The following is a 14,614-nucleotide window of genomic DNA, read 5'->3' as shown; positions in this document are numbered from 1 at the left end:
GATGAGTGCGGGCACCGGACGACCCGAAGACGGCGATGAGAGCCGCGCAGCGCAGGCGCGTGCCGGGGAGGCGCGTGCCGGGGAGGCGCGCGCGGGGGAGTCGCGTGCAGCGCAGGCTCGTGCGGCACAGGCGCGCACGGCCGGTGCCGTCTGCCAGGAGTGCGGTGAGCCGCTGAACGCGGGCGACCGGTTCTGCGAGGCTTGCGGGCGGCCGAGTGATCTCGTGGTCGCCGGGGCCGGGCGCAGGAGGCCGGCCGGTGGCGCCAAGCAGACCTGTGCGGACTGCGGCGCCACAGCGGTCGACGCGGACGGCTATTGCGGCGGCTGCGGGCTGCGCCAGCCCAGCGGTCGCGACCGAATTGAGCTCACCGTCGCCCGGGACGGGACGGTCACCCCTCGTCCGGCGCACGATGGCTCGGCGGCCGGTATCAGCGACCGTGGCCTGCGGCGGAGCCGGAACGAGGACGCCCTTGCCCTCGCCTGCCTCGCACTCCCCCAGCCCGTCCCGGCGTCAGGGGGACGGCTGGCGGCGCGAGGTTCGATGCCACGGGACAGAACGCCCACCGAACGGCTCGTCTGCGCGGTCGTGTGCGACGGCGTCGCGTCCGCGCCGGGTTCCGAGGAGGCCGCGAAGATCGCCGCCGACACGGGCATCGCCACGCTCGTCCGCCGGTTGACCCTCGGCGCGGATCCGGAGAACGCGACGCGCGCTGCCCTGACCCGTTCCGCCCGCGCCGTCGCGGGGCTCCCGGGCTCCGACCACAACTCCCCCGCGTGCACGTACGTCTCGCTCGTTGTCGGACCGGACACCGTCACCGTCGGCTGGGTGGGTGACAGCCGCGCCTACTGGCTGACAAACGAGGCGAGCACCACCACGAGCAGCGGAAACGGCGTGGGCGGGCCGAGCACACCGAGCGAGCCCAGCACACCAAGCGAGCCGAGCACACCGAGCGAGCCCAGCACACCAAGCGAGCCCAGCACGCCGGGCGGTCCGAGCACACCACGCGGCGTGCCGAACGGATCGAATCCCGCGCGACCGCCCGCGCTGCTCACGTTGGACGACTCGTGGGCCGTCCAGATGGTGGCGCGCGGCGAGCTGACCGAGGACGTCGCGTTCGCCGACCCGCGGGCGCCCCTCCTGACCGGCTGGCTGGGAGCCGACGTGGCGTCGGTCGAGCCGCACGTCACGACCTTCGAGCCGGGCGGGCCCGGGCTGGTCGTGGCCTGCAGCGACGGGCTGTGGAACCACCTTCCCGAGCCGGACGCGCTCGCGGCCACCGCGTTGGGGGAGACAGGCGGAGACGATCCCCTCGGGGCCGCGCGGCGTCTCGTTCAGGCGGCACTCGACGCGGGCGGGCACGACAACGTCACGGTCGCGCTCATCCCGTACCCGCCGACGTCCGGACATCGACCACCGAGGCCGCCGACCGAACCTCCCAGGGAGCCCCTCACATGAGCGACCTTCCCGAGTTCACGATCAAAGTCGACCAGAATCCCTACCTTCCGGACGGCGGCCGGGAGATGCACGCCGTCGTGACCGTCGAGGCCACCGGCGCCGCGTCCGGCATGCCCAAGCCGTCCACCGCCGAGGCGGCGGAGATCATCATCATCGACACCTCGGGGTCCATGTCGTACTCCGGGAAGATGGCCGCCGCCAAGCGCGCCGCCAAAGCGGCCCTGAACGTGCTCCGCGACGGCGTGCACTTCGCCGTCGTCGCCGGAGCGAACCAGCCGCGCATGATCTATCCCTTGGGTGAACGCCTCGTGCGGGTGACCGACAAGACGCGGCACGACGCGCAGTCCGCAGTGGCCAAGCTGGACGCGGCTGGGGGCACGGCGATCGGCACCTGGCTGAGGATGGCGGACCGGCTGTTCGCCGAGCACCGTTCCGCGATCCGGCACGCGATCCTCCTCACGGACGGCAAGAACCAGCACGAGTCGGCGGAGGAGCTCGACGCGGCGCTGGGGCAGTGCGCGGGCAGCTTCGTCTGCGACGCGCGCGGCGTGGGAACGGACTGGGAGGTCGCCGAGCTGCGCAAGATCGCATCCACGTTGCTGGGGACCTTCCTGGACGTGCCTGACCCTCGTGATCTGGAACGCGACTTCCTGGATATGACCGAGGCGGCGATGGGCAAGGAGGTCGCCGACGTCATGTTGCGGGTGTGGACGCCGCAGTTCGCCCGCCTGCGATTCCTCAAGCAGATGACCCCGACCGTCGAGGACCTGACCGGACGGCATCGGCAGTCCGGAAAGCAGACGTCCGACTATCCGATCGGGGCTTGGGGCACTGAAGACCGCGAATATCACTTGTGCGTTGAGGTGGAGCCCGGGGACGTGGGACGGCAGATGCGCGCGGCCTGGGTGAAGCTCGTCGTTCCTGGCAGCGGCGCGACGCAGCCGGAACAGGTGCTCGCGTCCGGCAACGTGCTGGCCGAATGGACCGACGACGAGGCCAAGTCGACCCGCATCAACGGCCGCGTGGCCATCCACACCGGCCAGTCAGAGCTCGCCGACGCGATCCAGGAAGGCCTCGAAGCCCGCCGCACGGGCGACGAGGAGACGGCGACCGCCCGGCTCGGGCGCGCGGTGGTGCTGGCCAACCGGGTCGGGAACGACCAGATCGCCGGGCTGCTCGACCGCGTGGTGGACGTCATCGACCAGGAGTCAGGGACCGTTCGCCTGAAGAAGGACGTGTCCAAGGCCGACGAGATGTCGCTCGACACACGTTCGGTCAGGACCGTACGGACCCGCCAGGGTGATACCGCGACGGGCGAGCAGCAGGGCGGAGGCTGACCACGATGCCGGTCTGTCCACGCGGTCACAACTCGGACGCCGACGACTACTGCGACGTCTGCGGCGACCTGATGTCGGCCGCGCCATCTGCCGCCGGGACCGCGTCCGGCGTCGCCGGTGAAGCGGAGTGCCCGCACTGCGGAACGCCTCGCAACGGCCGGTTCTGCGAGGTGGACGGGTACGACTTCGAATACAAGGCGCTTCCCCGCGCTGCCCCTCCGGAGCCCGGGGCAACTGGCCAGACCACCCAGCTCCTGCAAGATCCGTTGGCGTCATTCGCTCCGCCTCCCCCGCCTCCCCAGCCCCAAAGCCACCCCCAACCGCCGCCGCTAACACCTTCACCGCCGCAAGCAACTCCACCTCCTCCACCGACTCAGCAGAAGGCCGGCCAGCGCAGGTCCGAGGCGCAACCTGGGGCCGAGGCGCAGCCTCAGCCTGAGGCGCAGGCGGGGCCCGAGGCGCAACCTGGTTCCAAGGCACAACCTGGTTCCGAGGCGCAGGCGGGAGCCGGGGCCGGCCGGGCTCCGGACAGGGTTTCCTCGCCTACGGGGTGGTTGGTGCTGGTCGCCGCAGACCGGGACTACTACGAGACGATGATGGCTCTGGGCGGGCCAGAGGCAGCCGCGCTCACGTTCCCTCCGTACGCTCCCGAACGCTGGCTCCCGCTGATCGGCGAGCGCGTCCGCATCGGCCGCCGGAGCACCTCACGAGCAATCTTCCCGGAGATCGACTTGTCGGCGCCGCCGGAGGACCCGGGGGTCTCGCACCTCCACGCCGTCCTGCTCGCCCAGCCGGACGGGACGTGGGTGCTGGTCGATCCGGGCTCGACGAACGGCACGACGGTGAACAGCGCGACAGACCCGATCGCCGTCAACGTGCCCGTCCCGGTCGGCGCCGGCGATCGGATCCACGTCGGTGCCTGGACCACCATCACGCTGTTCCTCGAAGGAGAGAACCGCCGATGACAGAGAACCGCCGATGACAGAGAACCGCCGATGACAACGAAGCCCGAGAGCCAGACCCGGCCGGAGGCCGCGACCGCCCCGGCGACCGCCCCGGCGACGCCGCCCACCGCGCCCACCGGCCGCCGCCCCGCACGCGGGCGTGGCCGTGAGACCGGAGGCGAACCTCCCGACCTGCGGCGGCCGGCAGGGATCGCCGCGCGGCTGGAAACGTTCCTGAGCGCGCAGTGGCTCGGCACCATCCCCGGCCAGATCCGCGCGTACGCGGCCGTGGCCCTGGCCGGTGTCGCCGTCCTGCTCGCGGTGCTCAGCGTGGCGATCGGGAACGCCCGGGACGGCGTGCAGACGATCGGGCACGACGCCGGGCCGCAGGTCGTGGCCACCGGCTCGCTCTACTTCGCGCTCAGCGACATGGACGCCCAGGTGGCGAACGTCCTGCTGATCGGGCGGCAGCACGACCTCGGGATCGGCCATGACGAGGCGCTGCGGCAGTACGAGCTGCGCCGCGTCGAGGCCGGGCAGGCGGCGGTGCAGGCGGCCCAGCTCGCCGGCGACAACGTCAACATGCAGCGGACCGTGCGCGAGGTGCTCGACGGGCTCGGCCGGTACGAGCGGCTCGTCGGTGAGGCCATGCTCCTCGACCGGCAGGCGAATCACGCCGCAGGTCAGCTCCCGCAGCAGGTCATCGACACATACCGGCGCGCTACGGACCTGATGAAGATGGAGCTGCTGCCCAAGGCCTACAACCTCACGATGGAGAGCGGTGCCACCGTCCGGCAGTCGTACGAGAGCAAGCGCACGGCCATCGAGTCCGGCCGTACCTGGGTTGTGGTCACCGGTGCTCTGCTGCTGGCGGCGCTCCTCGTCCTGCAGGTCTACCTGGCCGGGCGGTTCAGGCGGCTGGTCAACCCGGCGCTCGCCCTCGCGACGGTCGTCGCGTTCGTGCTCGTGGCCGTGAGCACCGGCCTGCTGTCCGGGCAGGCCGGCCATCTCAGAAAGGCGAAGGAGGACGGGTTCGACTCGATCCTCGCGCTGTCGCGGGCCCGGGCGATCAGCCACAGCGCGTTCGCCGACGAGAGCCGCTACCTCCTCGACCCAGGCCGGGCCGACACCTACGAACAGACCTATCTCGACAAGTCGCTCGCCGTGCTCTTCGTCGATCCGAAGGGCAAACCCGTCAACCTGGAGACCTACTACGCGCGCCTGCCGGAGGTGCTGCGCGGCTTCGACCCGGTCAGGGACCGCGGCGCGTTCCTCGGGTTCTTCGGGGACGAGGCCAACCGCGCTCGTCCCGGGCAGGAGACGGCGGCGCTGAACGACACGCTTCGCGCGTACCAGAAGGTCATCGAGAACGACCAGAGGATGCGGCGGCTCGCCACCGGCAATGACCGGAACGCTGCGATCACGCTCCGGATGGGCCGCGACTCGGGAGCGATCAAGGACTTCGACGACTACGACCGGGCGCTGGAGCGGTTGTCGGCGGCCCACCGCGACGCGTTCGGCCAGGCCATCAAGGATGGCGACGGCGGGCTCGGCGGCTGGAACCTGATCCCGGTGGGGACGGCCGTCGTCATCGCCGGGCTGATCCTCGCCGGGGTCCGTCCCAGGCTGGCCGAATTCCGCTGACGCTGACAGGAGGAAGACCATGCGCACGTCACGCGTCGCCGTCGCCGCGATCCTGGTCGCCGCGACCGGCCTGGCCGGCTGCGGCCTGAGCGGTGAGGCCGACCAGGGTTCGATCCTGCACAAGCGGTCGCTGGTGATCGGGGTCAAGGAGGACCAGCCGAGCCTCGGTCTCAAACGGAGTGATGGTACGTACGAGGGCTTCGACGTGGACGTGGCGAAGTACGTCGCGGGCAAGCTCGGCGTGCCCCCGAGCCGGATCACCTTCCGCACGACGCCGTCGTCGGTACGGGAGGACGCGCTCGCCACGGGCGCCGTCGACATGATCTTCGCCACGTACTCCATCACCGCCCAGCGCAAGACCAAGGTCACGTTCGCCGGGCCGTACTACGTGCCGCACCAGGACACCCTGGTCCGCGCCGACGACTCCTCGATCAAGAACGTGCGCGACCTCAAGGGCAAGCGGCTCTGCGAGGTGCTGGGCTCCAACTCCTGGAAACGCGTCACCGAGGAACGCAAGATCACCGCGACGACGGTCAAGGCCAAGAACTACGGCGAATGCCTGACCAAGCTGCTCGCCAACCAGCTCGACGCCATCTCCACCGACGACCTCATCCTCGCGGGCTTCGCCGTCGGCCGGCCTCTCAAGATCATCAACTCGCCGTTCACGGACGAGAAGTACGGCGTCGGCCTCAAGAAGGGGGACCTGGCCGCCTGCGAGGCCGTCAACCGGGCCGTCATCCAGATGTACCAGGAGGGCAAGGCCAAGGAGTTCCTCGACAAGTGGTTCAGCAAGTCCGGCCTGCGGATCACGACCAGCGTCCCGCAGTTCGAAGGCTGCACCTGATCACGGCCGTCCGATGCCCGCCGTCGGCCATCCGCCGTTCGCCGTTTGTCGGCCATCGGCCATCGGCCATCGGCCATCGGGCCGTCGGGCCGTCCGCCGTCCGGCCGTTTTGTCGGCCGTCGTCAGGGTGTGGCGTTGGAGGGGAGCGCGTTGAGGGCGCCGCCGAGCGTCTCGTAGACGGGGACGAACTTGTCGATGCCGGTGATGCGGAACACCCGCTGCACACGTTCGGGCAGGGCGATCAGCGCGATGGCGGTGCCGCGCTCCCCGGCCCGGCGGTTGGCCGCGACGATCGCGTTCAGCCCGGTCGAGTCGCAGAAGGTGACCTGCCGCATGTCCACGACCACCGGCACGCCGGTGTCGATCACATCGAACAGGGCCTTCTCGAACTGCTGGCGGGACACCACGTCGATCTCACCCTGCACGCGTACGAGAGTGCAGCGGTCGTGATGCATCAGATTCACGTCGAAGTCCATGGGGCCTACCTCACACCCTTAGTCAGGAGTGGACCTGCGACCCAGCCCGGTGACTCCTCAGGATTGCGCACCCCCTGGCGCTTTCCAAGCGCTTCCGGGGAACAGGTACAGGTCCCCAGGGTGTGACACGTGGGGCCGGACGCTCTCGAAAACCTACGCGCGAGAAACTTACTCAAGGGTAGGAAATGGCGGGAGGGATTGGATCAGACGTCCAATATTGCCGGGGTTTCAGAGCCGGTTCTTGCTGTGAGATATCTTTCGCGCCACCCTGTTGACCTGCTGGTTGTCCATTCATGATGATCCGGTCAAGATGAAAAGAAGGATGGCGGAGGGAGCCCGGATCGGCGCGGGCGTTACAGTGTCGGTGCCGAATTCAGGAGGCTGGGTGTTCTACACGTTCATGACCCGCGTGGTCCGTCCGATCCTATGGGTGCTTTTCCGTCCCCGGGTCATCGGAGGCGAGAACGTTCCGGACTACGGTCCGATCATCGTGGCCAGCAACCACCTGTCGTTCATCGACAGCTTCATCATCCCACTGGCCATCCCGCGCCCAGTGACCTACATCGCCAAGGCCGACTACTTCACCGGGCGCGGCCTCAAGGGGCGCTTCGTCCGCTGGTTCCTGACCAACCTCGGACACGTGCCGGTCAGGCGTGGTGCCCAGCGGGCCGCGATGGGCGCGCTGGAGCAGGCGGTCGACATCCTCGACAATAGCGGTGCGTTCGCGGTCTATCCCGAGGGCACCCGATCCCCGGACGGCCGGCTCTATCGCGGGCGCACCGGCCTGGGCTGGCTGGTGCTGGCGTCCGGCGCGCGCGTGCTGCCCGTCGGGCTTGAAGGCACCGAGAAGATCCAGCCGATCGGCGCCTCGCTGCCGCGTTTCTTCGGCCCCCGCCCCACGGTGCGGATCGGCCCCCCGATGGACTTCACTCACTACGATGACCTGGCGCCGGCCAAGGCCAGGCGGGCCATCACCGACGAGGTCGTCGAGACGATCCAGAAGCTCTCCGGCCAGGAGTACACCGGCGTCTACAACGACCGCGCCGACGCATCCACCCCGCCCGCTGGCTGAGGCCCCTGGCCGCGCTGGTTGAGATCCTTCACGCGTCGTCTCGGTCCGATCGTGGTGTGTCTGGGTCGACTTGGGCCAAGGGCGTGTCGTCTGCACCGTCTTGCACCCGGGTGCCCCTAGGGTCACCGGCATGGCGGCGCAGAGGGTTCTTCCGATCGCGGTAATCCTGACGGCGACGGCGGCGATGTCCGCCTGCAGCGGCGGTGACGGCGAGCGCTTCGAGCCGGTGCGGGCGACCGGGCGGGCCGCATTGGCGGGCACCGGCTATACCTCCGACCAACTGGAGCAGGCACTGCTCCTCGACGTGCCCGGTTACCAGCGCACCGGCGAACCCGACTCCGGCGAGTACGGAGCGCTCAAGGCTGTTCAGAACTCCGCGCAACTTCAACGCCAGGTCAGGCTGGACAAGCCGCGCTGCGCCGGCGCTGCGAACGGTGCACTGCGCGCCGTGGATGCGGGCCTTCCGGCGGCCGTCGCGACGTTCTCGCGCGGCAGCGGCCAGATCGCGACGGAGACGCTGGTGGCGATGCCCACGGACACCGCCGAACGCCTCGTCAGGAACCGCGTGCCCGTCGGATGCACGACGTTCCGTACAAGGGTGGGGGCGCAGTGGTCTGAGCACCAGGTGGTCGAGACGCCGCCCGGCACGATCGGCCAGGGTTCGCGCACCGTCGGGATCACGACGGTCTCGGGAAGCTCGCACACCAGGGCGTGGTACGTGGTGCTGCACGGCCGCCGTTACCTCGCCACGGTCAGCCTGTACGGCCCGAACGCCACCCGCGCTGACGCCGAGCTCCTGGCCCGCCAGGCATACGACCAGGCACAGCGGATCCTCCCCTGAGGATCCCTGACGATCGTGGGTCACGAGGGGCCACCATGGTCGCGAGGGGCCGTGTCCAACGGATAGCGTTCACCTGTCACCTGCGGGACCGCCGACGCCGCACACCGGCGGCACGTACGGGCCTGCGTACGGGCTTGCGGACGGACCACATGAGCGAGCGGGAGAGATCTTGATCGGCAAGGAGGGCCGGGTCACCGGCAAGATCGGCCCCGGCCTGGTCGGCGAGGTCATGATTCCGATCCGCGGCGGGGTGGAGGCGTTCTACGCCCATCCGGTCGATCCCCGCGACGAGATCCTGGTCGGCACCATCGTCGTGGTCGTCGAGTATCACCCGCCGCGCACCGTGTACGTGGCGCAGGCCCTGGGCGCCTGACCCCCGCCTGCCCCCCGCCGGGCTCGGCGGGCTCGGCGTAGCGTCGAATGACGCGGGGCGGCCTCAGGTGGCCATTCTGCTGTCCTGCGTTGATGCGAACCGGCACGACGGTCTCTGCGTCTATTGTGCGACGTCGATTCGCGCAGTTCATCGCTGATCGCACCAGCCCGGTCCCGTAGGAGGTCCCATGCCCTTGATCTTCGTGGTGGCGATAGCCGCCGTCGCCGCCCTCGTCCTTCTCATCATCTTGTTCAAGATGGTCTGGCGGGTGGCCGAGCCGAACGAGGCGCTGATCATCTCTGGGCTCGGGGCCAAGTCGAAGCCGATCGACGGGGTGGACAGCCTCGGCTTCAAGATCGTGACCGGCAAGGGCACCTCGGTGCTGCCGGGCTTCCAGGTCGCCCGCCGCCTGCGTCTCGACAGCCGGGCCGCCAATCTCGAGGTCAGCTGCGTCACCCAGCAGGGCATCCCGGTCAAGGTGCGCGGCGTGGTCATCTACAAGGTGGGTGACGACTTCGTCTCGATCGCCAACGCCGCCCGCCGGTTCCTGGAGCAGCAGGGCTCGATGGACGGCGCGATCCACGAGCTGTTCACCGGCCACCTGCGTTCGATCATCGGCAACCTGACCGTCGAGGACCTGATCCTCAACCGCGAGCGCCTCACCGGCGAGACGCGCAGCTCGGCCGCCGAGGAGATGAACAAGCTCGGCCTGGTGGTCGACTCGCTGCAGATCCAGGAGATCGACGACGAGACCGGCTACATCACCAACCTGGGCCGCCCGCACGCCGCCAAGATCGCCGCGTCCGCCCGCATCGCCGAGGCTGAGCGCGACCAGGAGGCCACCAAGCGAGAGCAGGAGGCCCTGCGGGAGAACGCGGCCGTCATCCGCGACACCGAGATCAAGAAGGCCGAGTACGAGGGGCAGGTCCAGCAGGCCGCCCAGCAGGCCCGCCAGGAGGTCATCCTCAAGGAGACCCGCAACGCCGAGCTGGAGGCCGAGCGCACCGAGAAGCGCCTGGAGAGCGAAGTCCGCAAGCCCGCCGACGCCCGCGCGTACGAGCAGGTGAAGCTGGCCGAGGCCGAACGTGAGGAGCGCATCGCGCACGCGCAGGCCGCCGCCACCGAGGTCCAGCTCAGGGCGCAGCGGGAGGCCGAGGCCACCCGCCTGCACGGTGAGGCGCAGGCCGACGCCATCCAGCGCAAGGGTCTCGCCGAGGCCGAGGCGATCAAGGCCCGCGCCGAGGCGCTGGCCGTGAACCAGGAGGCGGTCATCGCGCAGCAGCTCGCCGAGCAGTGGCCGCAGATCGTCGAGGCCGGTGCGCAGGTGTTCGGCAACGTCGACAACATGGTCGTCCTGAACGGCGCCGACGGCATCGAGGACATGCTCGCCAAGGCGCTCACCCTCGGCGGCACCGGCCTGGGCGTCGCCCGCACGCTCCTCAACAACATGAGCGGCCCGAACGGATCCAGCGGGGCGAACGGGGCCAACCGAGCCGCCCCCAAGCCCATCGAGGAGGCCTCCGCCGTCTCGACGGTGAAGAAGACTCCTGAAGCCTGACCTCGCTTGCCGCTTGCCTTTGAGGCGCGGCTAGACCGGGCCGTGGGCACGACCGCCCACGGCCCGTCCGATCGATCAGGGCTGACAGCCGACCGGAACTCGCGCCCGGCTGTCAGCCCTTCGCGTTCCTGAGCCGGACCTCCAGCCCGTCGAGGACACGGTCGAGGCCGTAGTTGAAGGTCTCCTCGCGGATCTCGGCGGGATCCCTGTCGCGGTGCGCGACATACCCCTCGTTCAGCCGGGGGTGGTCCTTGGTGGCCTCTTCGGCTGCGGGCCGGAGGCTCTCCACCCACTCCTGCTCGGTCTGGCCACTGCGCGCGAGCACCGAGAGGTAGGCGGCCTCGCTCGTGACCATGCCGATGACGAACGAGATCATCGTGCTCATGGCCTGGTCGGCCTCGACCAGGTCGAAGCCCGCCGCCTCGAAGATCGCCAGCATGCGCTCGGTCAGGCTCATCATGTTCGGGCCCAGATAGGCGAGCCCGACCTGGCCGAGTACCGAGACGACCCACGGGTGCCGCAGGGCCATCGACCGCAGGCTGTGAGCGCTCTGGGCCACCGCCGCGCGCCACTCTGCGGGGTCGCTGACGTTCTGGACCTCAAGCTCGCCGTAGACCTCGTCCACGACCAGTTCGATCAGCTCGTCCTTGTTGGCGACATGCCGGTAGAGCGAGGTGGCTCCGGCGCCGAGGCGGGTGCCGAGGCTCCGCATGCTGAGGTTGTCGATGCCTTCGGCGTCCAGCAACGCGACGGCCTCGGCGACGATCCGTTCCCGGCTCAACGCCGGTTGTTCCTTCTGCTTGCGCGGGCGGGTCCACACCGAAGGGATCGGCTTGTCGGCAGTTGGCACGGTGACCTCCTCGACTTTTCTTCAGCCCAGGATAGCGCACACTGTGCGCAAGGGCGCACGCCTATCCCACTTCGCCGGAGTCACCCCGTAAAGGGACTAATGGGGCGGTGACCTGGAAACATTCAGCACCATGTTCGATGATCTCGATATCGAGGCCCTCCGGAGCCGCCCGGGTGTGAAGTGGGCCAAGGTCGGGCCCGGAGTGCTTCCCGCCTGGGTCGCCGACATGGACTTCCCCGTCGCCGCCCCCATCAGGGAGGTGCTGGAGGACAACATCAGAGGTGTGCTCGGCTACCCAACATGGATCGAGCAGCCGGAGACGCATCCGTTGAGGGCGGCGTTCGCCGAACGGATGCTGCGCCTCTACGGCCTCACGTTCGACCCTGCCCACATCCGCATCTATACCGAGCTGATCCAGTCGCTCCAGGTCATGCTTCACGTAGCGACCCGGCCGGGCGACGCGGTGGCGATGCACACGCCCAACTACCCGCCGTTCCTGCAAACCCTCGCCGACATGGACCGGCGCCTCGTGCCCATCCCGATGATCGACGACGGGAACGGCTGGACCTTCGATGCCGAGCGCCTGGCGGACGACGTCGCCCGTTCGGGCTGCCGCACCCTGGTGCTGGTCAACCCGCACAACCCCACCGGCCGCGTGCTGACCCGCGAGGAGCTGTCCGCGATCGCGGAGATCGCTGAACGCCATGATCTCCTCGTCATCTCCGACGAGATCCATGCCGAGCTCACCTACGCACCGCATCAGCACATCCCGTTCGCCCGGCTCAGCCCGGACCGCACGGTGACCCTGTCGTCGGCCAGCAAGGCCTTCAACCTCGCCGGACTCCGTTGCGCGGTCGCCCACATCGGCGATGCCCGCGTACGCCAGGCATTGGACGCCCAGCCGCCCGCGCTCTTCGGAGAGGTGAGCTCGCTCAGCGTGGCCGCCACCCTCGCCGCATGGGGACGCGGCGACGCCTGGCTGTCCGAGACCCGCCAGACGCTGGCGCGCAACCGCCAGCTCGTCGCTGAGGGCCTGCCAGCCGCAATCCGGCATCACGTGCCCGAGGCGACCTACCTGGCCTGGCTGGACTGCCGCAAGCTCGACCTGGGTACGGATCCCAGCACGTTCTTTCTCGATAATGCCGACGTCCTGCTCAGCTCAGGCCCGAGCTTCGGCCCGGGAGGCGAAGGCTTTACCCGCCTCAACTTCGCCACCGCCGGCCCTGTCCTGGAAGAAATCCTCACCCGCCTCCGGACCGCCGTAGACCACCACACCGTCAAGTGATCCCGCCCTCCCTGGGCTGATCGCGACGGGGTCACGTACGGGGGGCGAACCTTCGAAACAATGGACGGGAAGGCTTTCTGTCCGCTAAGGATGCGGAGTATGACCGCTTTGGTTCTCGGCCCCCTGCTGCGTCACGTCGGAGATCGGACGGCGACGGTGTGGGTGGAGGCCGATCACCCCAGCGAGGTCCGCGTCTTCAACGAGGAACGCGGCCTCGACGCCACCGCCCGTACGTTCACGGTGCACGGCCATCACTACGCGCTCGTCGAGATCGACGGGCTCGAACCCGGCTCGGACACCCCGTACTCGGTGGCGATCGACGGTGAGACCGTGTGGCCGGACGAGACGACGCGGTTCCCGCAGAGCCGGATCCGCACGCTGGATCCGGTCGGCAAGGTGCGGATCTCGTTCGGCTCGTGCCGCCGGTCGCCGGACAAGGCGAATGTGCACGGGATCGACGCGCTGGCCGCGTACGCGCACCGGCTCGCCGAGGGGGACGCCGCCGAGCACTGGCCGAACGTGCTGCTGATGGTCGGTGATCAGGTGTACGCCGACGAGCTCAGTGAGGAGATGCGCGCGTTCATCCGGAGCCGCCGCGATCCCGGGGAGCCGCCGGTCGGGGAGCTCGCCGACTTCGAGGAGTACACCTACCTCTACAAGCTGGCCTGGTACGTGGATCCGGCGGTGCGGTGGCTCCTGTCCACGGTGCCGACACTCACGATCTTCGATGACCATGACATCCGCGACGACTGGAACACCTCGTACACCTGGCGGCAGCAGATGTGGGCCCAGCCGTGGTGGCGCGCCCGCATCACCGGCGGCATCGGCTCGTACTGGATCTACCAGCACCTGGGCAACCTGTCGCCCGAGGAGCGCGCGAGCGACGCGATCTACGAGGCGGTACGGGCCGCGTCCGCCGAGGGCGGCGACGCCGGCAAGATCCTCGACGAGTTCGCAGAACGGGCGGACAAGGAGCCCGCGACCACCCGGTGGAGCTACTCGCACGACCTCAACGGCACCCGGCTGATCGTCGTGGACAGCCGCTGTTCACGGCTGCTGACCGAGGAGCGGCGGGGGATGCTCGACGACGGCGAGTTCCAGTGGCTGGACGAGCAGTGCCAGGGGGACCTGGACCACTTGCTGATCGCGAGTTCGCTGCCGTACCTGTTGCCGCGCGCGATCCACCATGCCGAGGGGTGGAACGAGGCGATGGCGGAGGGCGCCTGGGGGCCGCGTGCCGCCCGGCTCGGCGAGAAGCTCCGGCAGGGCGCCGACCTGGAGCACTGGGCCGCGTTCGACACGTCGTTCCGCGAGGTGGCGAGGGATGTGGTCGCCGTCGGCAACGGGGAGCGCGGCAGGCCACCGGCGACGATCTCGTTCCTGTCCGGCGACATCCACTACTCGTACCGGGCCCTGGTCACCGCCCCGCACACCCAGTCGGTGATCTCCCAGATCGTGTGCTCGCCGCTGCGCAATCCGCTGGTCGGCAAGTTCCGCATGGCGAACAAGTTCGCCTCGTGGCGGGCCACCGGGGCGCCGTTCCGCCTGCTGGCCAAGCTCTCGAAGGTGCCCAAGCCGCCGCTGTCGTGGAAGCGCACCGAAGGCCCCTGGTTCGACAACGCCATCTGCACGGTCGAGCTCAAGGGCCGTGACTGTCACGTGCGGTGGGAAAGCCCGTCGACCGAGACCACCCTCACCGAGTTGGGCCACACCGACATCCGCTGACGGGTGAGCCAGCGAACTTAAGCCATCGGCGCCGGTCCCCTTTGCCGGGGGACGCGGCGCCGATGGCGTCTTCCGGGTTGCGGATCCCGGCCACGCCCCTGTGAAGCGGCCGGGATCCGGCTGGCCCCGGGTGATCCGGCTGGCCCGGGATGATCCGTCGACTCACGTGGGATTCGTCGTGCGGGCGGCGCTGGATGGATCTGTCACCC

The 14,614-nt window shown here is 69.5% G+C and carries 13 protein-coding genes; 11 read left to right on the top strand and 2 right to left on the bottom strand.

The genetic code is table 11. The features are described from left to right. The first annotated feature begins 1 nt into the window (after position 1). The 5 genes from ACH34W_RS22225 (at position 2) to ACH34W_RS22205 (ending at position 6,225) form a co-directional block, all read left to right on the top strand. The gene (locus ACH34W_RS22225) at positions 2-1,456 is read left to right on the top strand and encodes a protein phosphatase 2C domain-containing protein (protein ID WP_395962880.1); all 1,455 of its coding nucleotides are present in this window, start codon (positions 2-4) and stop codon (positions 1,454-1,456) included. Further along, positions 1,453-2,793, top strand: a complete 1,341-nt coding sequence (locus tag ACH34W_RS22220; protein ID WP_395962879.1) for a VWA domain-containing protein — start codon at positions 1,453-1,455, stop codon at positions 2,791-2,793. The genes ACH34W_RS22225 and ACH34W_RS22220 overlap by 4 nt, the downstream gene beginning before the upstream one ends. Positions 2,794-3,350: 557 nt before the next feature. After that, complete coding sequence (locus ACH34W_RS22215) at positions 3,351-3,758, top strand: FHA domain-containing protein (protein WP_395962878.1); 408 nt, start codon at positions 3,351-3,353, stop codon at positions 3,756-3,758. A 30-nt stretch (positions 3,759-3,788) separates the two neighbouring features. Continuing rightward, complete coding sequence (locus ACH34W_RS22210; protein WP_395962877.1) at positions 3,789-5,381, top strand: hypothetical protein; 1,593 nt, start codon at positions 3,789-3,791, stop codon at positions 5,379-5,381. Positions 5,382-5,400: 19 nt separating this feature from the next. Continuing rightward, positions 5,401-6,225, top strand: coding sequence for a glutamate ABC transporter substrate-binding protein (locus ACH34W_RS22205; RefSeq protein ID WP_395962876.1), 825 nt, complete (start codon positions 5,401-5,403; stop codon positions 6,223-6,225). 122 nt (positions 6,226-6,347) lie between these two features. On the opposite strand, the gene ACH34W_RS22200 is transcribed toward ACH34W_RS22205, so the two are convergent. Next, positions 6,348-6,701 carry an STAS domain-containing protein gene (locus ACH34W_RS22200; protein WP_395962875.1) on the bottom strand — a complete coding sequence of 118 codons (354 nt, stop codon included), beginning with the start codon at positions 6,699-6,701 and terminating at the stop codon, positions 6,348-6,350. A gap of 385 nt (positions 6,702-7,086) precedes the next feature. Between ACH34W_RS22200 and ACH34W_RS22195 the strand changes: the two genes are divergently transcribed. From ACH34W_RS22195 to ACH34W_RS22180, 4 genes are all read left to right on the top strand, one after another. After that, entirely contained in the window at positions 7,087-7,773 is a 687-nt protein-coding gene (locus ACH34W_RS22195; RefSeq protein ID WP_395962874.1) for a lysophospholipid acyltransferase family protein, read from the top strand. A 130-nt stretch (positions 7,774-7,903) separates the two neighbouring features. Beyond that, entirely contained in the window at positions 7,904-8,614 is a 711-nt protein-coding gene (locus ACH34W_RS22190; protein ID WP_395962873.1) for a hypothetical protein, read from the top strand. A 169-nt stretch (positions 8,615-8,783) separates the two neighbouring features. Beyond that, positions 8,784-8,987, top strand: coding sequence for a hypothetical protein (locus ACH34W_RS22185; protein WP_395962872.1), 204 nt, complete (start codon positions 8,784-8,786; stop codon positions 8,985-8,987). Positions 8,988-9,174: 187 nt separating this feature from the next. Next, positions 9,175-10,545 carry a flotillin family protein gene (locus ACH34W_RS22180; RefSeq protein WP_395962871.1) on the top strand — a complete coding sequence of 457 codons (1,371 nt, stop codon included), beginning with the start codon at positions 9,175-9,177 and terminating at the stop codon, positions 10,543-10,545. Positions 10,546-10,657: 112 nt separating this feature from the next. On the opposite strand, the gene ACH34W_RS22175 is transcribed toward ACH34W_RS22180, so the two are convergent. Further along, positions 10,658-11,395, bottom strand: a complete 738-nt coding sequence (locus tag ACH34W_RS22175; protein ID WP_395962870.1) for a TetR/AcrR family transcriptional regulator — start codon at positions 11,393-11,395, stop codon at positions 10,658-10,660. A 130-nt stretch (positions 11,396-11,525) separates the two neighbouring features. Here ACH34W_RS22175 and ACH34W_RS22170 point away from each other — a divergent pair, with 130 nt between their 5' ends. Further along, a complete protein-coding gene (locus ACH34W_RS22170; RefSeq protein ID WP_395962869.1) occupies positions 11,526-12,680 on the top strand; it encodes a MalY/PatB family protein in 1,155 nt (384 codons plus the stop codon). 99 nt (positions 12,681-12,779) lie between these two features. Further along, the gene (locus ACH34W_RS22165; RefSeq protein ID WP_395962868.1) at positions 12,780-14,405 is read left to right on the top strand and encodes an alkaline phosphatase D family protein; all 1,626 of its coding nucleotides are present in this window, start codon (positions 12,780-12,782) and stop codon (positions 14,403-14,405) included. The last annotated feature ends 209 nt before the right edge of the window (positions 14,406-14,614 follow it).

The sequence above is a fragment of the Actinomadura sp. 6N118 genome (genome assembly GCF_044326415.1).
GTDB lineage: Bacteria > Actinomycetota > Actinomycetes > Streptosporangiales > Streptosporangiaceae > Spirillospora.
Note: the sequence above shows the minus strand (reverse complement) of the source record. Positions and strands in the feature narration are given on the sequence as shown.